We start from the raw sequence: 21,953 nt of genomic DNA, 5'->3' as shown, positions 1-21,953 counted from the left end.
AAAGCCCGCCACACCATTTTTTGGTTATAAAATAATAGAGGCGTGCTTTGCACGCCTCTATTATTTTATTTGTGAGGAATCGGTAGAAAATTGAGTACTGAACTTAAAAAATTTGTAATGTGGGGCAGCTATTGCGAAAATGTACTAGAAAAACGTGCACCTTTTCGGCAAGTACATCTTGATAACATTAAAGCCATGTATGAATCTGGCAGATTACTAACAATTGGCCCAACTCAAGATTTGACCAAAGTATTTGCAGTTTATGTTGCGCCCGATATTGCGGAAGCGCGGCAGTTGGTTGAAGCTGATCTTTATTGGCAGAATGGCATTTGGACTGATTATGAAATCCATGAATGGATTCAAGTTTACTAAGAAATAAAAGGTCACCGCTTAGATTTTAGACACATTAACCCCAAACCAATTGGATGCGGTGCGAAGCACCGCCTCTAATTGGTTTGGGGGGCGAGAGCTATAAAAGGTCGCCAAGCGACCTTTTATAGCTCTCGATTAGTATCTTCGTCAATGGGACTAGCGGCGAAATGATTGAAAAGGATTCTGCTGGTTCCTGCGATCGGTGGAGCGATGATTGCGCCAACTACGCCAAAAAGTTCTGCTCCGACAATAATTGAGAGCAAAAGTTCAAAGGCATCAAGATTTAAGTAAGGTGCAACTAGCCAAGGCTGAAGGATAAAAGCTTCGATCTGTTGAAGTGCAAAGCAAATAAATATAGCGATCGCGCCTTGATTAAAATCAACGCCCCATGCAGCGATAAAAATTGCGCCTAGAGCTATCAGTGCACCGATATAAGGAATGAGATTGGAGATCGCGACCAATAGCCCCAATGCTCCTGAGTAGGGAATCCCAAAAATAGAGAGCGTCAAATATGTGCAGAAACCAAGCAAACTGGAAGTGCCAACCCTCCCCACCACATAGGCTCCGAGACATCTGGTAATCGGCGGGATTAAAATTTCTACCTGTTGGCGAATCTCGCTAGAAAAAGGACGTAAACACCTCCGCACCAAACTATCAGAATGGATCACCATATAAGCAGCAATCAACATGCTCAAAATCCCAACCCCGATCGCATTCACAATTTGCAAAGTAAACACAAAAGTCTGGCTAACGATGTCTTTGCCAAAATTTTGAGCTTGGTCGATCAATGGCTGCGTTTGCAAAATGCGACTGAGTTGGTCTTGACTAAAATTAAACATTCCCCCTTTGGGCAATTGAATCTGCTCTAACAAATTTGGCAGTTTAATAAAAAATTGTCCAAGTTCCAGAATAATCTGAGGGGCTGGAGTGATTGCTAAAATGATAACTATCAATAAAAACAGGTAGAGGATCACCACAGCCCATACTCGATTTAAGCCAATTTTCCAGCGATTAACCCTAATGCGAAGACTAGCGAGTTGCTCAACTATTGGTGTGATCGCTCCTGCTAAAAACACACTAGTCAGCAATAATTGCAAAGTCTGTTGCAACCTAAAGGCGAGATAAATTGCTATAGCAATGATAGCTATGCGCTTTAGATATTTGCTGAGAAAGTTTTTGCCATTTAACACAGTTGTTCTTTATCTCTGACTAGCAGTTACTAAAAGAGTGAGCAGAGCTTCTTGCCGCCGCTACTTATAATTACCATAGCTAGCCACTCAATTACTAAAAAATTCACATGAACTATGGGTATGAAGCGATCGCGATCGGGCGACGTATTTTATTAGAACTTTTTCGCACATATCGGACTTTGCTCTTGTGGGTGATATTTCCTATTTCCATGCTGTTACTGAATGGTTTTGTCTTGGCAGAAGGTTCAAAAATTACGACCATTGAATCCTTTAAACTATCTGCCCCCGCCACATTAATCGGGTCAGCTTTATTTTTTAGCTGTCTTGGGGGCACAATGTCCACGATTGTCTCAGAGCGAGAAAGCTTGACGATTAAGCGTTTATTAATTTCGCCGATTAATGGAATTTCATACTTTCTCGGCATTTTCTTAGCCTACGCAGCGATCGGCATTGGACAAACCCTAATCATTTATACAGTTGCTGCGTTTTGGGAAGTCCGCTTTAGCGGCTCGATCGCTTTGGGGATTTTTGTGATTTTGGCAAGCATTGGATCATATGTGGGTATTGGATTTGTTCTAGCGACAAAATTTGCGCGTAAGGTCGAAGATGTCAATTCTTTGGTTGCAGGGGTAGGCGTACCGCTCTTAATTTTAGGGGGAGCATTTTTCCCAACCACATTTTTATCAAAAGATTTACTTTTAATTACCCAATTTAATCCTGTCTATCATATGAGCGAGGCATTTACAGCTATCTCAACTGACAGCAAAACCATGTCAAACCCAGACATGGTAATACATCTTAGGTTTTTGGTTGGTTTTTTTGTCGTGGCGATCGCCGCAGGTTGGCTTGCCTATAAACGTATGTTACAAACTGAAAGTCATTTGTAAAAGCAAAAATCAAAACAAAAAACAGAAAGAGCGCTTCGCGCTCTTTCTGTTTTTTTGGCATTAAGTTGCTATATTAGGCACTTCGATAAATTAATCAGGCAAGATAGCTGTCGCCAGTAATGTTAGGACAAAATCAAAACCCATCCCAAATATTGCCAAGCCTTAATTTTGCGAGGCATTTTATGCTGCGTCGCAAAGAACTCGCATGGTTTTATCAAGCTGGCGCAGGTTATTTTTTCCTGAAGCTTGGGAACAATCCGTTGAACTAATTCCTATGGCTGAACGTCATGAGATGATCTCCGCTTACTATCGCCGTCTCATTAGTGATGATCAACATATGCGATCGCATGTAGCCCGCGCTTAGTCATCTGGTAAGCCAGCACTTAAAAGCAACCCCACACAGCCTGACACAAGGCTAGTTGTAGCAATTGAAGACTTAAAGACAACTAACGAGTGAGATGATGGCGGAAAAGAAACAGGTAAAAACTAGCATTAGTATCATTACTCAATTTTATCCACCAGACTATGCAGCAACTGGTCAATTTATATATGACTTAGCAGGGGCTTTGGCGCAAGAAGGATTTGAAGTAAGTGTGTTTACTGGGATGCCAGGATATGCGTTTAGACAAACAGATGTAAAGCACGAAGAGCACGATAACGGGGTGTTTGTGCGGCGCACAGGCTCCATTCATCTGATGTCTAAACGAATTCGCAACAAAGTTTTTGGTAGTGTCTTATTCATAGCGCGATGCGTAGTTAAGTGTCTGAGTAAAGATATTCGTGGCTCACACTTAGTATTAACTTCTGCGCCACCATTTTTGGGATTAATTGGATGGTTTTACAATAAATTTTTTGGTCATACCTATAGCTGCATTATTTATGACATTTATCCTGAAGTAGCAGTTCGATTAAAAGTAGTGGCTCTCGATCATTGGATCGTCAAATTTTGGGAATTTGTAAACCGTAAGGTTTGGGATAGATCAGAATCATTGATCGTTCTCAGTGAGCCAATGAAGCAACTATTGATTAAGAAACATAAAAATCTCGCATGTAAGATTCACGTTATTCATAGCTGGGCTGATCCTAAATTTATTATCCCGATCGCTAAATCAGAAAATTGGTTTGCCAAACAATATGGATTAACTGATTGCTTTGTTGTTCTTTATTCAGGTAATTTGGGGCGTTGTCATGATCATCAAACCATTCTTAAATGCGCTCAATCACTAACTAGCCGCACTGACATCAAATTTGTGTTTATTGGTAACGGGGTAGGTTCACAGATTATTAAACAAGAGATCGGTTCTGGGAAATTACCCAATGCGCTGCAATTGCCTTACCAAGATCGAGAAGTTTTGCCATACTCCTTGACTGCCTGTGATCTCTCGTTAGTGAGTATTTTGCCGAACGTTGGCGATACGATCGCCCCATCAAAAATTTACGGCATTCTAGCTGCCGCAAAACCTGTGGCAGTGATTTGCCCCAAGGATAATTATCTGCGAGAAATTGTGGATGAAGGTAATTGCGGTAATTGTTTTGACAATGGTGATGCTCAGGAATTAGCAGATTATATTTGCTGGCTAGCCGATAATCCGCACATGCAAGAAAAGCTCGGCAAGAATGCCCGCAAATTACTAGAGCGCCACTACACAATTGATCAAGCTATTCCTAAATATATCAATGTTTTGGGGCTAAGAGATCAATGTCCAGATTCTGTTGAACAAAATCAACCAAGTTTTTTATAATCCCAAAAAGAGAATGGGGTTATATAACTATGCGACAAAGGCTTGTTCAATATATGTCTGCAAGCAAAAATCTGCAGATGTTGTGCGACGGACTAGGGCAACATCAAACCGACAGGCAAGTGCAGATAGCTGTGGATTTTGAGCTAAAAATGTAGATGCGGATTTAATTAGTTTAGTTTGCTTTTTTAGGGTGATCGCCAGACTACCATCAGCATCCCAATTGCGATCGCTGCGGGTTTTTACTTCAATAAATAGCAACCATTGGCGATCGCAAGCAATCAAATCCAACTCTCCCCAACAACAGCGCCACTGGGTTTCCAAAATTTCCCAACCATTAGCTTGTAGGAGTTGGGCTACCAGCATCTCCCCGCGATCGCCTACTTCTTTTGCCATAAACTTGATCTTACTACCTTCCCTTAGTAGTGTGCAGTTTCGCCGCACACCACTAATTATTCACTGCCATCATAAAAATTATGGAAACTACAGTTTTTACGTCCCGAAATTTTATCTTCACAGCTATAAATATATTGCTGTGTTTAGCTCTAATCTTGACAGGAGCTAAGCCCGCTTTAGCAGATGTATATGTGAAAGCCTTTCTCGAAGGCGCTGACTTTTCAGGGCGATCGCTTCAAGGCTATCAGTTTAATGAATCCGATCTGCGAAACACATCATTTATTAATGCTGACGCACAAGGAGTCAGTTTTTTTGCAGCTAATATGAAAGAGGCAAACCTGACAGGAGCAAATCTCAGCTATAGCACGCTTGATAATGCACGTCTTGATAAGGCAAACTTAACCAATGCTGTAATTCAAGGTTCATTTGCTTACGGTACATCTTTCAATAATGTGATAATTGATGGTGCTGACTTTACAGATGTGGATTTACGTCCACCAGTGCGTCTAAAGCTCTGTCAATCAGCGAAAGGACAAAACCCAGTGACTGGGAGACTGACTCGCGAAACTCTTGAGTGCGACTAAATCCGAATTTATGGGCATTAAGTCTTAACTTTACTGGAAATTGCCATATTTATATAAAGTTACCCTATCTTAGGGAGTATGATTCTCTGTGTGCATAGCACAGAATTTTTGGGAACTATTTGTAAATAAATAGTTTGACTGATACAAATACTTGATGTTTGTGCTGATAATAATTGTTCTGAGGATCGCTCCGCCTATCAGAGTATGCAGTTAAATGAAACTTCCAATGACCTATCAAGTGGCAGATTATTACAAAGAAGCTTATTGCCACAAAGCTTGCCTGCATACCCTGGGCTAGATATTGCTGCGGAAGTATGGACAGCAGTGGATCTTGGCGGCGATTATTATCAGTTTTTAGAGCAATCAGGGACATTAGCTGTCGCGATCGCAGATTCTTCAGGCAAATCAGTTGCTGGGGCAATCCATGCAGCTTTATTCAAAGGACAGCTTGATGCATATGGGCAGCAAGGCAGGCTCCAAAATCCAGCCTCTATGCTCAATTCTTTAAATCAGTTGCTATGTAAAAGTGGCACTGATGATGCGATCGCCTTTTGTTATGGTGCGCTTAACCTTTTTACCTATGAGCTGCATTTAGGTAATGCTGGTATTCCAGGACCATTAATTTATCGCGCTGTAACTAATACTTGTGAAGAAGTTGTCAACCCTGCGATCGCGCTGGGTCGTTTTGATAGTGCTACCTACAAAGCCACTTCGCGATCGCTTAATGAAGGAGATATCGCAATCTTTTTTAGTGATGGATTATTTGAAGCAACTAGTCCATTGGGAGATGAATTTGGCAGATCTAACGGTAGCGATATTTCACCACTACGCAAAACTGTAATTGAACTAGCTCAATATCCAGCTACAGATATTTTACAAGGCTTAAAGGTCGCCCTTGATCAATTCTCAGAACTAGAGTTTCCCGACGACGATGTTTCGATCGTAGTGATCAAGCTTAAAACCAAGGTTAAATTTTCTGAGCTGCGTAACTGTCCTTATCTTGAGGCTTTACAAGCATGGCAACGCTCTGAAGAAACCGATGAATCCTGCTTATTGAGAGGAACACGTCTTGTTGAATCCCTAGCTTGGGCAGAAGGGCAATCAGAATTACCTAGAATAGATCTTAATTTTTTGGAGGCTTCTCAAAGAGTCAATGAGCGCGAACAACTGATGGCAGCTCGCGCCGCCGATGCCGATCGCCTCGAAAACCTGAGTCAAGAGCTAGAAAAGAGCCTAGATGCTGAGCGTCGTCAACGCATAATTGCGGAGATGGGCGAAATCAATGAAAAAATTGTGGCTTACACTATTTCTTCAGAAGCGCTGTTTCTCTCTAACAATCATATTGAAGCAATGATTGCAGGCGTAATCGGTGGAGTCCAGCTTAAACGCCTCACAACTCAGGTCGATCAGAGTACCCTCGAAAACCTCCGTGCCAACACCCAAATTCGGGCCATTACCGCTTTGGAGCAGGTTGTCTATGGTACGCACGAATTTAATCGCCTTGAAGGGCATGGATTTTGGGTTAATAAAGTTTGCTATTCTCGCGATGGCAAATTTATTGCTTCGGCTAGCAGCGATCGCACCATCAAAATCTGGGATGCCTCAGGAGTTTTATTACAAACCTTAACAAGTCATACCAATTGGGTAACCAGTGTCGCATTTAGTCCAAATGGCAGCCAGTTAGTTTCAGGCAGCCGCGATAATATGGTCAAGATCTGGAACCGCGATGATTCTGCGCAGGGTAAATTTGCTTCTCAACCGCTCGCCACGCTCAGGGGACATGAAGGACCTGTTTTAGATGTATGTTTCAGCCATGATGGAGAGATGATTGCCTCGGCAAGCGAAGATACGACTGTTAGACTCTGGAAAAATGACGGCACGATGATTCGCACTTTACGCGGTGGTCACGATCGCTGGGTGACCTGTGTGGCTTTTCATCCAAATAGTAAATCTTTAGTTTCAGGTAGTGCCGATCGCAGTTTAATTGTTTGGAATACCTTGGGTGTAAGACTCAGACATCTACGCGGTCATGATAGCTTTGTCGAAAGTGTTGCCTATGCCCCCAATGGTTTAGCAATTGTTTCTGGAAGCCGAGATCGCACTGTCAAAATGTGGGGAGCAGATGGAATTTTACTTAAAACTTTTAATGGGCATTTAGACAAAGTATGGAGTGTCGCCTTTAGTCGTGACAATCACACGATTGCTTCAAGTGGTTTTGATCGCACAATTCGCATTTGGGATATAGAACAGGGCTTACAGTATACGTTTCAAGGACATGGTGATGTTGTTCATAGCATCGCCTTTAGTCCTGATGGCAAAACTCTTGCCTCAGCAAGCAGAGACACCACTGTAAAACTCTGGGCAATTCGTGGTACACCTTTACGCACTTTAATGGGGCATACAGATGAAGTCATCTCTGTCGCGGTTAGCCCCAACTCTAAGTTTTTGGCATCTACTTGCAAAGATAAAACTGTCAACCTTTGGAATGCCAATGGTACGCTTGCGGCGGTCTTAGAAGGACATAACGATAAAGTTAACTGTGTCACCTTCAGCCCAGATAGTTCAACCATTCTTACAGCCGCCGCCGATGCCAGTATCAAAATATGGAGAACTGACGGAACTTTAATTGACACCATTAGCGCCCATCGTGCGGAAATTTATAAGGTTGTCTATCGTTGCGATGGTCAGGTTTTCGCTTCTTGTAGTGCTGATGGTACTGTCCGAGTTTGGAGTGCTGATGGTAAATGGCTACAGACTCTCACAGGACACACTGCCGAGGTTTACAGTATCGACTTTGCTCCAGATGGCAGTATGCTCGCGTCAGCTAGTAAGGACAAATTAATTAATCTTTGGAGTTGGGACGGCACTTTGCTTGGAACCCTAGACGGACATAGTGCTGAAGTCTATACAATTTGCTTTAACCCCAATGGCAAGATGATTGCCAGTGGCAGCATGGATCAAAGTGTGAAACTTTGGAGTATTGAAGGGCAATTAATTAAAACCTTAAATGGTCATAGTGCTGAAGTCACTAGTGTTTGTTTTAGTCCCGACGGGAAATCAATTGTTTCCGCCAGTGAAGATTCGACCATTCAATTTTGGAGTGGAGATGGCACGCTTTTGCGAACCTTTAACGGGCATCAAGGGCCAGTTCGTAGTGTCTGCTTTAGTCCCAATGGCAAAATTTTGGTGTCTTGTGGTGAAGATCACAAAATCATCATGTGGAATCTCGATCTCGAAAATCTCCTAATGCGCGGATGTCAATGGTTACAAGAGTATTTAAGAACGAATATAAATGTTTCTGAAGAAGATAAGCGTACTTGCTTAGGTGGCTGTGGCTGGCTCTACAAACATCTCAAATCCACACCGCCATCTTAGAAAGGCTAGGCGGCGCGAAGCGCCGCCTAGCCTTATCTTTTTAGGAAAACTGCTTAAATTTTTTGATTCTTATGTTGGCGATTCCTTTAGCTTGGCTGCAACTTACTTATCAAAAGGGTCGTCTAGCGATCGCAATACTTGGCATCATGTTTGCCGTAATCTTGATTGCTATGCAATTAGGTTTTCAGGAAGCCCTATTTAAAAGTGCCGTTCTACTACACCTTAATCTGCGTAGCGATTTAGTGCTAATTCATCCTAGCTCTAACAATTTGCTAAATCTCAAAGAGTTCTCTCGCCGCCGACTCTATCAAGCGGGTGGTTTTACGGGTGTAAAGTCAATCTATCCTGTATACATTAGCCTAGCGGTATGGAATGCCTCTGAGATTGGCGTAAAGGAAGATATTCTCGCGATCGGCGTTTCTCCTCAAGCCAATCCATTCCTTTTTCCAAATATCAAATCAGATTTAGATAAAACGCTGCTCCCTGATGTTGTCCTATTTGATCGCGGATCTAGAGAAGATTTTTATGGATCGGTTACTTCTGAATACGAAGCAGCGATCGCCCAAGGAAAAATCCTCACCAAAGAAGTTGCTAACCGTACCGTCACAATTGGCGGATTGTTTACGATGGGGGTCTCTTTTGCCGCCAATGGCACATTCATTACCAGCGAACAAAATTTCCTAAGAATTTTCCCCGATCGTCTTGTCGGAAATATTAGCTTAGGTTTAGTGCAATTAGAAAAAGGTGTGGATGCGATCGCGGTTCGAGATGCGATGCGATCGCAGTTAGCTCAAGACGTAAAAATATTGACTAAACAAGAATTTGTTGACCTTGAGCTAAGTTATTGGTCAGAGGCAACGCCAATTGGGTTTATCTTTGGCTTAGGCGTGACCATGGGCTTTATTGTCGGTGTAGTGATTGTCTATCAAGTTTTATACAAAGATGTTTCCGATCATCTTGCTGAGTATGCGACTCTTAAAGCGATGGGATATAGTAACTTCTATTTGTTTCGCCTAGTTTTACAAGAATCTTTGTTGTTATCTCTCTGTGGATTTTTGCCAGCCCTATTGATCTGTGCAATTCTCTATAACCTGACCCAAAACGCCACGGGTTTGTTAATGGAATTTAATATCGATCGCATTTTGCAATTATTTTTTCTAACTATTGCCATGTGTTCAATTTCAGGAACATTATCGCTACGTAAAGTTCAAACCGCAGATCCTGCTGAGATTTTCAACTAAATATTCAACAAAAAGAGCCTTGCATAGCAAGGCTCTTTTTGTTGAATTTGAAGAAAAATAATTACTTCTTCTTCTTCTCATCACCGCCCTTAGGAGCGTCAAGAATCTTACTGACAACACCAGATCCAACGGTTCTACCACCCTCACGAATCGCAAAACGCATTCCTTGCTCAATTGCGATCGGGTTAATCAAATCGACAGTCATCTTGATGCGATCGCCAGGCATAACCATCTCAGCTTCACTACCATCATCCGCAGTGAAGGTAACAATGGTTCCAGTTACGTCAGTTGTACGCACATAGAACTGAGGACGATAACCAGGGAAGAAAGGAGTCTTACGGCCACCTTCTTTCTCAGTCAGAATGTAAACTTCACCTTCAAACTGGGTATGAGGATTGATCGACTTAGGCTTAGCCAAAACCATGCCACGCTCAATCTCGTCCTTTTGGATACCACGGAGCAGCAGACCAGCGTTATCGCCAGCCAATCCTTGCTCTAGGCTCTTCTTGAACATTTCAATACCAGTGACAGTCGTAGTCCGAGTATCAGTGATACCAACAAGTTCAACAATATCGCCGACCTTGACAGTACCGCGCTCAATCCGACCTGTTGCAACTGTGCCACGACCAGTGATCGAAAACACATCTTCAACCGCCATCAAGAAAGGCTTATCAACATCACGCTCAGGAGTAGGGATAAATTCATCCACAGATTCCATCAAAGCCCAAATCTTGTCAACCCAAGGATTTTCTCCTTTAACGGTTTTAGGATTGGCGGTCATTACTTTAACCGCTTCTAGAGCCGAACCACGGGTGATCGGAATATTGTCGCCATCAAAATCGTAAGAAGAGAGCAACTCACGAACTTCAAGCTCAACTAGCTCAATTAGCTCTTCTTCCCCTTCCATTTGGTCTTCTTTGTTCAAGAAAACTACAAGGTTAGGTACACCAACCTGACGCGCTAGCAAAATGTGCTCACGGGTTTGAGGTTCAGGACCATCGGCAGCAGACACAAGTAGGATTGCACCATCCATTTGCGCAGCACCCGTAATCATGTTTTTAACATAGTCAGCATGACCAGGACAATCAACGTGCGCATAGTGACGGGCTAAGGTTTCATACTCAACGTGAGCAGTATTGATCGTAATACCGCGAGCCTTTTCTTCAGGAGCAGCATCAATTTGATCGTATGCCTTGGCTGTTGCTTGACCCGCAGCTGCCAAAGACATCGTAATTGCAGCAGTTAGGGTAGTCTTACCATGGTCAACGTGACCGATGGTACCGATATTGACGTGGGGTTTGTTTCTCTCGAATTTAGCGCGTGCCATTTTTTCGTAATTATCCTTAAATTTAGTAATTGTTACTCTAGTTAATAGAGTATTTTCGGTAATTATTACTCTAGTTTATAGAGTATTTGTAGAGTACTTTAAAGCACTACTCTTTTTTGCCCTTGTTTTTAGCAATGATGGCTTCAGCCACATTCCTAGGCACTTCTTCATAATGGCTAAATTCCATTGAGAAGCTTGCCCTACCTTGAGTTGACGAGCGAAGGTCAGTAGAGTAACCAAACATCTCAGACAAAGGAACTCTTGACTCAACACTTTTACCAGACGCGGTATCTTCCATACCTATAATATTGCCGCGACGACGACTAAGGTCACCAATTACGTCACCCATGTAGTCTTCAGGGGTTTCGACTTCAACCTTCATCATCGGTTCCAGCAACACTGGCTGAGCCTTCATAACTGCTTCCTTGATTGCCATTGAACCAGCAATTTTAAAAGCCATTTCTGAAGAGTCAACGTCATGGAATGAGCCATGTACGAGGGTAGCTCTAAGGTCGATCACAGGATAACCCGCAAGAATTCCCGATTCACAGGCTTCTTTCATACCTTGCTCAGAAGGTTTAATGAATTCCTTAGGAATCACACCACCTACGATTTTCGATACGAATTCAAATCCTGTACCTGGTTCGGTCGGCTCCAAATTGATCACAACGTGACCATATTGACCTTTACCACCGCTTTGACGGGCAAATTTGCCTTCTATATCGGTGACGGTTTTGCGGATAGTCTCGCGATAAGCAACTTGAGGTGCGCCTACGTTAGCTTCAACGCCAAACTCACGCTTCATGCGATCAACAAGAATTTCGAGGTGAAGCTCACCCATGCCAGAGATAATTGTTTGATTGGTCTCTGGATCGGTCATGACGCGGAAAGTAGGATCTTCTTCAGAGAGAGACTGCAAAGCCTTGGATAGTTTTTCCATATCCTGCTTCGTTTTTGGCTCAACCGCAACAGAGATAACTGGTTCTGGAATAAACAGAGTCTCAAGCACAATCGGCGAACTCTCATCACAAAGCGTGTCACCAGTAAAGGTGTCTTTGAGTCCCAATACTGCACCAAGATCTCCTGCCCTGAGTTCATCAACCTCTTGACGATCATCAGCTTTGAGGATGATCAGGCGAGAAATACGTTCTCTCTTGTTTTTGCTAGAGTTTAAAGCGTAGGAACCTTTTCTCAAGACACCAGAGTAGACGCGAACAAAGGTAAGACGACCGTAGGGATCAGCCATGATTTTGAAGGCAAGTGCTGACATGGGTGCATCATCCTTGGCTTCGCGGATGGCTTCTTCACCGCTAGATAGCAAGCCTGTAACTGGTTTGACATCACTAGGAGCAGGAAGGTAATCGATAACGGCATCTAGTAATAGCTGTACGCCTTTATTCTTGAAAGCCGAACCACAAACCATCGGTACGATCTTGCCTCTCAAAGTTCCTTTACGCAGCCCTGATTTGACCTCGTCTTCGGTGAGTTCTTCGCCGTCAAGATATTTTTCCATCAGAGCATCATCGGAATCGGCTACTGATTCAAGTAGATTTCCGCGCCACTCATTGGCTAGTTCGATTAAGTCAGCAGGAATATCTATTTCCTCGATATCCTTGCCTATTTCATCTTTATAGATATAAGCTTTCATTTTGACAAGATCGACAATACCTACCAGTTCTGCCTCACTACCGATGGGCAGTTGAATTGGGACGGCATTGGAGCCAAAACGAGTGCGTATTTGCGCCATTACTCGCAAAAAGTTCGCGCCCATGCGATCCATTTTGTTAACGAATACGAGGCGAGGTACCTTGTAGCGATCAGCTTGTCTCCATACAGTTTCTGACTGAGGTTGCACGCCACCCACAGCACAAAAAACAGCAACCACACCATCAAGTACACGCATAGAACGTTCTACTTCAATTGTGAAGTCTACGTGTCCAGGCGTATCAATGATATTAATGCGGTGATCTTGCCAGTTGGTGCTGATCGCAGCAGCCGTAATTGTGATGCCGCGTTCGCGTTCTTGCGCCATCCAATCTGTGGTTGCGTTGCCATCATGGACTTCACCTATTTTGTGAACAACGCCAGAGTAAAATAGAATGCGCTCTGTAGTTGTGGTTTTACCAGCATCAATATGCGCCGCAATACCTATATTGCGTACCTTATCTAAGGCAATAGAGCGTTCCACAATAGTTTCCTCGTGTTTGTCAGGAATTGAGAATTTATATTAAGAATAGTATAGCGAGGCAAGCTAAGGTTTAATAGCTTTAGATTAGTAACGATAGTGAGCGAACGCTTTGTTTGCTTCTGCCATTTTGTGGGTTTCTTCACGTTTACGGATGGTTTGACCAGTTTCATTGGCAGCATCCATCAACTCGTTAGCTAGTTTAGTAACCATACTACGTCCAGCACGACCACGAGAATATTGGACTAACCAGCGAAGTGCTAGGGCGACACCACGATCAGTACGGACTTCCATCGGCACTTGGTAGGTAGCACCACCAACACGACGAGCCTTGACTTCGACCAATGGCGTAGCATTGCGAATGGCTCGGTCAAACACTTCTAATGGTGGATTACCTGTACGTTCGCCAATGGTGTCAAGGGCTTTGTAAACAATGTGAGAAGCAACAGAATGCTTGCCGCGTGACATTACACGACGGATAAGCATACTAATAAGACGGCTGTTATAAACCGAATCGGGGGGAGTTATGCGCTTTGAAGCTTTCGTTCTACGGGACATTACGGTACTAAATTCACCTTATAAAATGAATTGCTAATTTTACTAAATGGTTACTAAAACCTTTTGCGAATGATTCTTACTTCTTCTTCTTGCCAGTACTTGCGGCAGCAGCTTGACCTGGCTTGGGTCGCTTCGCACCATACTTAGAGCGTCCTTGCTTACGATCCTTTACGCCTGAAGTATCGAGTGTGCCACGGATGATGTGATAACGCACACCTGGCAAATCTTTTACACGACCGCCTCTAATCATCACAACGGAGTGTTCTTGGAGGTTATGCCCAATACCAGGGATGTATGCGGTGACTTCAAATCCAGAAGTCAAGCGTACCCGTGCCACTTTTCTAAGTGCAGAGTTGGGCTTTTTGGGTGTTGTAGTGTAGACGCGCGTACATACTCCCCTGCGTTGCGGACAACTTTTTAGGGCAGGAGACTTTGTTTTGGTGTTTATAGTTTGGCGCTCACTGCGGATGAGCTGTTGGATCGTGGGCATAAGTGATGATTTGGTATATCTGCGGCTGTGTATTCTAATCAACAGCACATAATTATAACAAAGTACGTCTCACAAAGTCAATTGCAAAAACAATTGTAATGATTCTGATGAGCTTTGTTATGGTTATGTCGGCTGTGGCGATCGCTGACTTTAAGAGGGACAACTTGTAAACAAAAGGCAATACAGGCAAAACTAACGATAATTTACAATTCGGGCAAAGCCTGCTGGGTCAAGACTTGCTCCGCCAACCAGCACACCATCAATTTCAGGTTGCGCCATGATCTCGTCAATATTATCAGCTTTGACGGAACCACCATACTGAATTGTGACGTTAGGGTTTGTAAGCTTACCACGAATCAGTCCGATCACGCGATTAGCTTCGCTAGAGGCACAAGTGTCTCCAGTGCCGATCGCCCAAATTGGTTCATAGGCAACAATCAAATTATTCTGGTCAACATCAATAAGATCAGCGGCGAGCTGCGAAAAAATCCATGATTCAGTTTCATTAGCATCCCGTTGCTGCTTGCTTTCGCCAACACAAAGAATGGGTGTAATGCCATGAGCTTGGGCAGCTTTAAGCCGTTTATTCACGGTTTCATCGGTTTCACCGAAAAACTGACGACGTTCGCTATGTCCGATGATGACGTACTTTATGCCCATCTCTAGCAACATTGGCGCAGATATTTCACCTGTAAATGCGCCATTTTCTGCCCAATGGACATTTTGAGCGCCAATACTCAGGTTTGCTTGACCGATCGCTGGCACGACTGTTTGTAAGATCGCCAAATTTGTATAGGGGACGCAAATGAGGATTTGCTGATCGGCGATCGCCGCTTGGGAAGCGGTGGCTTTGAGGTGGGCAGGAAATTCCGAGAAAAATGTTTTGGCTTCAGACTGGGTTTTATACATTTTCCAGTTGCCAGCGATAACGATTTTACGCAATGCTCGTTTACCCCTGAGTTAAGATCATGAAAATAAAGAATTGTTGTCTATTTTACCGAAGAATGGATCATTAAAAGCAAAGGTAGTTGCGAAGCGATTGTCTTTGCTTTTGTCCCCAAAACTGAATGAGTCTAGCAGAAGGCTGCTAGACTCATGTTTTAAAGTAATTCAATTAAAGTTTCTACTAGAGGTTTACTGGAACGTGTTGGCATTGATTAACTGTACGCTGTAGCCCTTATCTTTTCAACTACATAAGTTTGTCTCATCTTGTCTTCATGCTAGGTCTAAACCCAAAGAATCATTGGACAAAAAGTTAAGAGACCCCAATAACAATACAGGCTATCGAAGTTATCAAAACTACACCGATCTTTAGAATAAGCACTGCCCCGTAAAGATCGAAAGAATCGTGGGGAGCAACTAAGCGTCAATCCGATTTGACTTTTAACTCTTTCTTTTTGCTTCTCCTTTTTGCTTTCAAAATTTAAGCTAGGTTTGCGTTTGGATTGAGTTGCTTTGTCTCTTGTGCCATGTATATACATTAACTCAGGGAGTGTTACACAATACTATTTGTTTACATAAATTCACAAGTTTCTTGCGATTTAAACCTTCAACTCAAGATTGCAGCAATTGCTAAAGTAAGTGGCTGATTATTTGCCACTTAACGGTGGAGGTGGTGGTAGTGCAGGTGTGGACTCTACTGGCGCTGGTGCAGCAGCAGGAGTATCGACAATTGGCGCGGGCGGTTGTATTACAGCGGCAGGAGTATCAACAATTGGCGCGGGCGGTTGTATTGCAGCGGCAGGAGTATCAACAATTGGCGCGGGCGGCTGTATTACAGCGGTCGGCGTATCAACTATTGGCGCTAATGTTGGTAAAGGCGATCGCGCTGGAGTCGGATTATTAACTGATGTTGTAGCTTTGGGGGCTGGTTGCGATCGCATTGCGTCGCGCTGAGTCCGTTCTTGTTCGGCGAGCTGTTCATTTTCTCTGCGGCGACGTTCTTCATTTTCGCGCTGAAATTGTGAACCTGACTCTTCAAAAGTGACCCGCACCTTGACATTAGTACGTCCTCCTTCAGGTATAGTTTGCGGATTAAATTGCCATTTACTCATCGCTTCGATGGTTTCGAGATCGGTTTGCTCATCACCGCTAGATTGGCGCAAGCGCACATTTGTGACTCTGCCATCGGAACCAATATCATAGGTGACTCTGGGCGTTCCTTCTTTACCTTGATATTGGGGCTTTGGACAACTGAGACATTCAAGTTTTAGGGGCTTAGCTTCATTAGGTGTAGTTATGGCAGGAGGTGATGTGCTGGTTTGAGTTCCTTTTCCATTTGGGTTGCCATTGACGACGCCACCAATTACTCCATCTTTTTTGCCATTAGGATTACCATTGATTTTGCCGCCAAGCACAAAGCCTGTCGGGATTTTAGAATTGCCAAAACCTGAACCAATTCCATTTTTGGCTATGATCGGGCCACCACCCTGCTGAATTTTTGTGTCGCTAAAACCTGTAGTAAGCAGAGGTTTAAAACTATCTGGAGCCGCCGCGTCTTTGCCTTCTTGTAGAGGTGTTGTAGTTTCAGGAGCAAGGGCGATCGCAGGCGGTGCAGCATCAACAGGTTGATTTGTTCCGATTTTGTCAATTGGCTCTGCTTCTTTAGCGACTTCTGTAACTTTCTCTTCGGGTGTTTTTGTCGTATCGACCACAACTTCCATTGTGTCATCTTCTTTGCTGACAGGTTTCCACAAAGTTGGCATTGGAGTGATCATGGCGGCTGCATGAATACAAGTTGAGCCAACAAAACCTATGAATAGTAGCGATGCTAAGGTGCGATTTTCTTTTTTAGATCGGATTTCATCAAGTTCAGATACATTCATAGGTCTATTTCCTAATTAGTGTTTTAATTTTTTAGATTGGGATCTCATTAGCTGCCTTTGGTGGCGATCGCCATCTTTACACGGGGGATCTGACGCAGTTGATCCATAATTTGAATGACATCGCCATGCTGGACGCTACGATCGACATTGAGAACTACTACAAGATCTTGATTTGGTTCTAATAACTGTTTAACGCGATCGCTAACTTCGGCGATTCCAATATTTTGTTTGTTTAGAAATACTTCTGTCTTATCATTGACGCTGATTGTGGCGCGAGCAGGTGTTTTTTGCATCGCTCCCGATTGAGCCTTTGGTAAGTCAACTGGTAGACCTTCAGTACGATTGAGAAATAATGAAGACATGACAAAGAAGGTAAGCAATGCGAATAGAACATCTAAAAGCGGCACAACATTTTTGATTTCCATAGCCTGATCTGACATGTCTTCGTCATGGCGACGGCGATTTCTTCTAGACATTGGCTATTACCTGTTGATGTGCTTGTTGTCGATGCGATCGCAAATGTTGTAACTCTAATTGAGCGCAGCATTCATCAAAATAGGCTACTTGCTGAGCATAAAGCGATCGAAAAATACTGGCTGTAATTAAAGCCATAACCGCTACAATCAATCCCACCGCAGTAGAAATCAAAGCTTCACTGATCCCACCTGTAACATTAAGCGCTTTCGAGCCGCCGACATCACCTAGGGTGAGCGAGCCAAAAGAAGCAATCAATCCTGTCACAGTTCCTAGTAAGCCGAGTAAAGGGGCAAGTCCTACAATAATTTCAAAGATATTGTTAAAACGCTTGAGCTTAGGAATTTCCGATTGTGTCCGCGCATCAAGAGCAAGGACAAACTCAGTGGGTGTCGAGTTGGGGATCGATATAGCTTCTAGATAAATGCGGGCGATCGGTAAATCGGCATGTTTTTGTAGAAAATCTTCAGCTTGAGCGGGATCTTCTTGGTAAATTTGCAGGGCTGTCCTGACGACTCGCTTTTGTTGTTTCCTAACCTGCGACCAAAAAATAGAACGCTCGATCGCTAAAGAAACAACTAAAAATGAGCAGAACAGGAGTGGAATAATCGTATATCCACCTGCGACTAGGGTATCAAACAGTTTAGACATATTGTGAAATTATGCTAGGCATTTTTTATAATACACTAATGCAAATATTTAGCAGTAATAATAACGTATATTTGTATTAATGTATTATGGTCATATTTCGTGTATGAGCTATACAGAGTTGGTTTCAGGTGCTTTTGCTAGGATGCTATAGTTCTCCAGATACTACTAAGAAATGAAAATTTATTAAAACCCAAAATTGGTGAGGCGGGTTTTGCCCGCTTCACCAATTTTGGGTTTTATTCCTAAACTTGTGAAAACTCTCAGTAGTTTCAATGCAAATCCTTAATTAAATTAAGTTTAAAAACTAGCTTGTAAGCCAATCCGATAGGTGAGCCCAGGTTGAAAAATGCGGTTAGTTTTTTCGTAGCTTTGATCAGTTAGATTTTCTAGACTTAGGGTCAAAGATAAATCTTTGTATAATGGAACCTTAGCATTAAAATCTAGGCTGAGATAAGCTGGTGAAAACTCAGTAGGGTTAACTCCTGTGGCGGCAAATACCGATCGGCGAGAGCCACTGTAATAGTTAAAGAATAGATTGGCTTGATAACCATTGGAGTTATAGTTAATACCCAACTTAGCGACAGAATAGGGAACTGTAGCTAACTGTAAGCCAACTTCAGAAGCATTTCTACTACTAGTAACTATGGCATCGGTGTAGGTATAGTTGAAGAATGATGAAAACTCAGGGGTGATTTGCAACTTTAAAGCCGCTTCGATACCATTGGTACTCACCTGTCCTACATTTTCCCAACGTCCTGCAATAATTCCGAGGCGATCGCTTAAACTGCTGCCAAAATAGGTTAATTGAGCAACGAAAGAATTGGAAAGATTAAAGTCAAATCCCGCCGTATACGCCACACCTTTTTCAGGGATCAAGTTAGGATTAGGAAGCCAGCTATGAACGCTATCAGGGACAAATAGCTGATCGAGTCCAGGATTGCGCTGGAGAACTGCAAAGCTGTTGCGGAAGATGATCTCAGGTGTGATATTCCATCTAGTCCCAACAGTGGGATTGAGATAACTACCAAAATCATTGGTAAAGTTTTGGCGCAAGCCTAGCTCTAGCTGAAAATTGTTATCAAGTTGCAAAGTGTTCAGGGCAAACAAAGCCACAAGTGTACGATCGCGACTGACCACACCAGTGTTCACGCTGAAAGCAGGATTGTTACTAAACACGTCTCCACGGATAGAACTACTACTGATATCCAATCCTGATGTGAGCTTATAAGTCGGTGAGATTTGCCATTGGCTTTCAACACGACCGCTTAGGGCTTTAGAGTCTAAGGAACCTGTCCGAAAGAACGCTCCTGACGGCCCGTAAGTATTGAAAAAGTCTTGATTGTACGAGATTGTGGTTTTGAGAATAGAGTCATTACCGTCGCCCAGTTTGGTAGTTAGAGTTGTGCCGATATTTAGCAAATCATGATCGAGTCGATCGCGTTGTAATGGAAATCCAAAATAGAGCAGTCCGCGCCGACTAGCGGTCTTGTAAGCATCAAGGCTAAAAGAATTGCGAGGATCAAGGGGAGCTTCGACACTGCCATAGAAGTTGTCAATGCGGGTGTCGCCATTAAACAACCTGCCATCAGCAGGATTGCGGTTAGCAGCACCCACTGGTACAGGATAGTTATTGTCAGTGCTAAAACGTTCATAACCTAAACGGAAGTTGACATCATTTAAAGTGCCGCCATAGCCAACTCGATAGCGCTGATAGCCATAGGAACCAATCTCTACCCCTGCGGTTGCCTTGAGGGGTTGCGGAGATTTTTTGGTAATTAGATTGATCACTCCACCAAAGGCTTCTGAACCATAAAGAGTTGCGCTAGTACCACCTGTAAGTTCTACCTGATCGATCGCATCGGCGGGAATACCGTTGAGATCAGTACCGCCGTGATAGGTATTAACGTTGCTACCAAAGGAGCGCCCATTGATTTGAAATATGGATTGATTGATCGAAAAGCCACGAAGAAATGTCCCTGTATGAATATCAGCACCAAAGCCATAATCATTAATCGCAAATCCTGGCAAGCTGCGTAATAGCTCGGCGGCAGTACTAGGGTTTTGTTGCTCGATTTCGGATTTTGGAATGATATAGGTGGGGGAAGAACTAGGTGCAAATGGCGATCGCGTGCCTGTAACTCGGATCTCGGTTTCATCGCTGTCATCTTCAACCGTGGTTTGAGTGATCGGTTGAGATGTTGCTGGCTGAGTAGAAGATACCGACCTTAAATCTGAACTGCGGTGCGAAACCTGCGATCGCATTTCCTCAACAGTTAATGGCTCTGCATTAGCCACATTAGTCAAACTCCAAAATGCCGATAAAAAACTAGATGCCAATAATAGCAACTTTAAAAGACTCATATTTACCACTCCTCACAAGTTAAATCAATTGACTTAACCTATATAGTGAATTCAGAAACAATTAGGACAATTCAAAAACCTCAACAAAGATATCTCTGAATACGTTCAGCCACTTCTTCTATAGGCTATATTTCTAAATACCATATAGGTTGATATCTCAATTGATTAACTGTCTAGTATTGGTTGCCTAATGAAAAATGTCAAAAGACACATTATCAAATAGAACGCTTCTTGTATGGATATGCAATGCATTGTTTAAGAGCGTGTTTGGGAAGTTAATACGCACAAAATTTTCAGTTAAAGTAAATATTTTTTCATTCAGAATTGGCTACTGGCTACATACAAGTCAACAAGAACTTAAATCATTAACGATATTAACTTGCAATAATATTACATATTATGCTAAATTTCTTCAAGTAGTTGATAGTATATCTCATTAAGTTATTCGATATTATCAAGGTTTTTTTGCTTAACCGTACATCCTAAGATCTTAACTAACTATGTACAATTTCGTTTAAATGAGCCTAGTATAAGGATTTCCGTGTTTGCTGTAACGATCATTTAGTGTTGGCAAAATCAAAGAAATTAGAATAAAGAGATTTTAAGTCTTATTCCAGTTTCTTTAGCTAATGTCATTGTTGGCTCAAATCCTTTTATCTTTATTGAGAATGATTTAATTTAAGTTTATGGCTATAAAAATGAAAAAAATCCGCTATTTGGCGATCGCAATATTTGTACTAGCCCTTGTCTGGACAGGCGCTTTGGCAGCTCAAACCAGTTCTTACAATACCCAAGTAAATAATGGAGTAGCTTATTTTCGCAACCGCGCTAACGATCAGCTCCCTTTGGTAGAAAATCTTGTGTCAGCCCTGAATAGTGGCGACTTAGAGCGAGCAAAGACGGCTTATGTCAATTCTCGACCTCCATATGAAGAGATAGAAGTTTATGCTGGCAGCTTTGAGAAAGAAGATACAGATATAGATGCCCGTCCTTATGCGATCGATGGTGGTGAGACTTCCCCTGAATACAAAGGATTTCATAAGTCAGTTCTTAGTAAAGATATTGTGGCTGAAGAAGAATCTGCTTATCGGGATTGTTTGAAAACAGTTGCCCCATTTTTCCGTTCGGGAGAAATAGCTGCTATGCCGAATAGCCAAGTCTTGATGACCGATCGCGGTGCGATCGTGCGTGCAAGTTACCGTTATCGCGATGTATTGCTCAAGTCTAAAGCTGCGCTAAAAATTCCCGATCCTGCATAGTTTTGCTAGGAGATAACCGCTTTATCTCGGATTTAAAAC

General features: G+C 42.8%; 19 protein-coding genes. 8 read left to right on the top strand and 11 right to left on the bottom strand.

What is annotated here, in order from left to right; genetic code table 11:
- Positions 1 to 117 precede the first annotated feature (117 nt).
- A complete protein-coding gene (locus APA_RS15215; protein WP_201323114.1) occupies positions 118 to 372 on the top strand; it encodes a YciI family protein in 255 nt (84 codons plus the stop codon).
- Between the two features lie 122 nt (positions 373 to 494).
- Here the strand turns inward: APA_RS15215 and APA_RS15210 are convergent, their stop codons facing one another.
- Complete coding sequence (locus APA_RS15210; RefSeq protein WP_201323110.1) at positions 495 to 1,562, bottom strand: AI-2E family transporter; 1,068 nt, start codon at positions 1,560 to 1,562, stop codon at positions 495 to 497.
- A gap of 107 nt (positions 1,563 to 1,669) precedes the next feature.
- Here APA_RS15210 and APA_RS15205 point away from each other — a divergent pair, with 107 nt between their 5' ends.
- From APA_RS15205 to APA_RS15195, 3 genes are all read left to right on the top strand, one after another.
- A complete protein-coding gene (locus tag APA_RS15205) occupies positions 1,670 to 2,449 on the top strand; it encodes an ABC transporter permease (RefSeq protein ID WP_201323109.1) in 780 nt (259 codons plus the stop codon).
- Between the two features lie 205 nt (positions 2,450 to 2,654).
- Entirely contained in the window at positions 2,655 to 2,813 is a 159-nt protein-coding gene (locus APA_RS15200; RefSeq protein WP_201323108.1) for a hypothetical protein, read from the top strand.
- 97 nt (positions 2,814 to 2,910) lie between these two features.
- Entirely contained in the window at positions 2,911 to 4,191 is a 1,281-nt protein-coding gene (locus APA_RS15195) for a glycosyltransferase family 4 protein (RefSeq protein ID WP_201323107.1), read from the top strand.
- A gap of 27 nt (positions 4,192 to 4,218) precedes the next feature.
- Here the strand turns inward: APA_RS15195 and APA_RS15190 are convergent, their stop codons facing one another.
- Entirely contained in the window at positions 4,219 to 4,584 is a 366-nt protein-coding gene (locus tag APA_RS15190; protein WP_201323106.1) for a YraN family protein, read from the bottom strand.
- 80 nt (positions 4,585 to 4,664) lie between these two features.
- Here APA_RS15190 and APA_RS15185 point away from each other — a divergent pair, with 80 nt between their 5' ends.
- The 3 genes from APA_RS15185 (at position 4,665) to devC (ending at position 9,784) form a co-directional block, all read left to right on the top strand.
- Positions 4,665 to 5,168 carry a pentapeptide repeat-containing protein gene (locus tag APA_RS15185; RefSeq protein ID WP_201323105.1) on the top strand — a complete coding sequence of 168 codons (504 nt, stop codon included), beginning with the start codon at positions 4,665 to 4,667 and terminating at the stop codon, positions 5,166 to 5,168.
- A 204-nt stretch (positions 5,169 to 5,372) separates the two neighbouring features.
- Complete coding sequence (locus tag APA_RS15180) at positions 5,373 to 8,543, top strand: SpoIIE family protein phosphatase (protein ID WP_201323104.1); 3,171 nt, start codon at positions 5,373 to 5,375, stop codon at positions 8,541 to 8,543.
- A gap of 71 nt (positions 8,544 to 8,614) precedes the next feature.
- Positions 8,615 to 9,784 (top strand): ABC transporter permease DevC, encoded by a 1,170-nt coding sequence (devC, locus tag APA_RS15175; protein ID WP_201323113.1) that lies wholly within the window; start codon positions 8,615 to 8,617, stop codon positions 9,782 to 9,784.
- 61 nt (positions 9,785 to 9,845) lie between these two features.
- Here the strand turns inward: devC and tuf are convergent, their stop codons facing one another.
- From tuf to APA_RS15130, 9 genes are all read right to left on the bottom strand, one after another.
- Entirely contained in the window at positions 9,846 to 11,111 is a 1,266-nt protein-coding gene (gene tuf / locus APA_RS15170; protein ID WP_201323103.1) for an elongation factor Tu, read from the bottom strand.
- A 106-nt stretch (positions 11,112 to 11,217) separates the two neighbouring features.
- Entirely contained in the window at positions 11,218 to 13,299 is a 2,082-nt protein-coding gene (gene fusA / locus APA_RS15165; RefSeq protein ID WP_201323102.1) for an elongation factor G, read from the bottom strand.
- Between the two features lie 84 nt (positions 13,300 to 13,383).
- A complete protein-coding gene (gene rpsG / locus APA_RS15160; protein WP_094536346.1) occupies positions 13,384 to 13,854 on the bottom strand; it encodes a 30S ribosomal protein S7 in 471 nt (156 codons plus the stop codon).
- A 76-nt stretch (positions 13,855 to 13,930) separates the two neighbouring features.
- Entirely contained in the window at positions 13,931 to 14,344 is a 414-nt protein-coding gene (gene rpsL / locus APA_RS15155; protein ID WP_103668804.1) for a 30S ribosomal protein S12, read from the bottom strand.
- A 192-nt stretch (positions 14,345 to 14,536) separates the two neighbouring features.
- Positions 14,537 to 15,286 (bottom strand): triose-phosphate isomerase, encoded by a 750-nt coding sequence (gene tpiA, locus APA_RS15150; protein ID WP_201323101.1) that lies wholly within the window; start codon positions 15,284 to 15,286, stop codon positions 14,537 to 14,539.
- A 647-nt stretch (positions 15,287 to 15,933) separates the two neighbouring features.
- Entirely contained in the window at positions 15,934 to 17,169 is a 1,236-nt protein-coding gene (locus APA_RS15145; protein WP_201323100.1) for an energy transducer TonB, read from the bottom strand.
- Positions 17,170 to 17,216: 47 nt separating this feature from the next.
- Entirely contained in the window at positions 17,217 to 17,645 is a 429-nt protein-coding gene (locus tag APA_RS15140; RefSeq protein WP_201323099.1) for a biopolymer transporter ExbD, read from the bottom strand.
- Positions 17,638 to 18,294, bottom strand: a complete 657-nt coding sequence (locus APA_RS15135) for a MotA/TolQ/ExbB proton channel family protein (RefSeq protein WP_201323098.1) — start codon at positions 18,292 to 18,294, stop codon at positions 17,638 to 17,640. Before APA_RS15135 ends, APA_RS15140 begins: the two co-directional genes overlap by 8 nt.
- Before the next feature lie 297 nt (positions 18,295 to 18,591).
- Positions 18,592 to 20,655 carry a TonB-dependent siderophore receptor gene (locus APA_RS15130; protein ID WP_201323097.1) on the bottom strand — a complete coding sequence of 688 codons (2,064 nt, stop codon included), beginning with the start codon at positions 20,653 to 20,655 and terminating at the stop codon, positions 18,592 to 18,594.
- Positions 20,656 to 21,353: 698 nt separating this feature from the next.
- Here APA_RS15130 and APA_RS15125 point away from each other — a divergent pair.
- The gene (locus APA_RS15125) at positions 21,354 to 21,914 is read left to right on the top strand and encodes a hypothetical protein (RefSeq protein WP_201323096.1); all 561 of its coding nucleotides are present in this window, start codon (positions 21,354 to 21,356) and stop codon (positions 21,912 to 21,914) included.
- Positions 21,915 to 21,953: the final 39 nt, after the last annotated feature.

It is taken from the genome of Pseudanabaena sp. lw0831 (genome assembly GCF_016584665.1).
Classification (GTDB): Bacteria; Cyanobacteriota; Cyanobacteriia; order Pseudanabaenales; family Pseudanabaenaceae; genus Pseudanabaena.
The sequence above is the reverse complement of the archived record's forward strand: the minus strand, read 5'-3'. Positions and strand labels throughout refer to the sequence as shown.

Excerpts from the sequence above, each read along its gene's own strand:
- APA_RS15200 (WP_201323108.1), top strand. The coding sequence starts at position 2,655 with ATGGTTTTATCAAGCTGGCGCAGGTTATTTTTTCCTGAAGCTTGGGAA.
- APA_RS15140 (WP_201323099.1), bottom strand. The coding sequence starts at position 17,645 with ATGTCTAGAAGAAATCGCCGTCGCCATGACGAAGACATGTCAGATCAG.
- APA_RS15215 (WP_201323114.1), top strand. The coding sequence starts at position 118 with ATGTGGGGCAGCTATTGCGAAAATGTACTAGAAAAACGTGCACCTTTT.
- APA_RS15195 (WP_201323107.1), top strand. The coding sequence starts at position 2,911 with ATGGCGGAAAAGAAACAGGTAAAAACTAGCATTAGTATCATTACTCAA.
- APA_RS15145 (WP_201323100.1), bottom strand. The coding sequence starts at position 17,169 with ATGAATGTATCTGAACTTGATGAAATCCGATCTAAAAAAGAAAATCGC.
- APA_RS15125 (WP_201323096.1), top strand. The coding sequence starts at position 21,354 with ATGAAAAAAATCCGCTATTTGGCGATCGCAATATTTGTACTAGCCCTT.
- APA_RS15185 (WP_201323105.1), top strand. The coding sequence starts at position 4,665 with ATGGAAACTACAGTTTTTACGTCCCGAAATTTTATCTTCACAGCTATA.
- rpsG (WP_094536346.1), bottom strand. The coding sequence starts at position 13,854 with ATGTCCCGTAGAACGAAAGCTTCAAAGCGCATAACTCCCCCCGATTCG.
- APA_RS15135 (WP_201323098.1), bottom strand. The coding sequence starts at position 18,294 with ATGTCTAAACTGTTTGATACCCTAGTCGCAGGTGGATATACGATTATT.
- tuf (WP_201323103.1), bottom strand. The coding sequence starts at position 11,111 with ATGGCACGCGCTAAATTCGAGAGAAACAAACCCCACGTCAATATCGGT.
- rpsL (WP_103668804.1), bottom strand. The coding sequence starts at position 14,344 with ATGCCCACGATCCAACAGCTCATCCGCAGTGAGCGCCAAACTATAAAC.
- APA_RS15130 (WP_201323097.1), bottom strand. The coding sequence starts at position 20,655 with ATGAGTCTTTTAAAGTTGCTATTATTGGCATCTAGTTTTTTATCGGCA.
- devC (WP_201323113.1), top strand. The coding sequence starts at position 8,615 with ATGTTGGCGATTCCTTTAGCTTGGCTGCAACTTACTTATCAAAAGGGT.
- APA_RS15180 (WP_201323104.1), top strand. The coding sequence starts at position 5,373 with ATGCAGTTAAATGAAACTTCCAATGACCTATCAAGTGGCAGATTATTA.
- APA_RS15205 (WP_201323109.1), top strand. The coding sequence starts at position 1,670 with ATGAACTATGGGTATGAAGCGATCGCGATCGGGCGACGTATTTTATTA.
- APA_RS15190 (WP_201323106.1), bottom strand. The coding sequence starts at position 4,584 with ATGGCAAAAGAAGTAGGCGATCGCGGGGAGATGCTGGTAGCCCAACTC.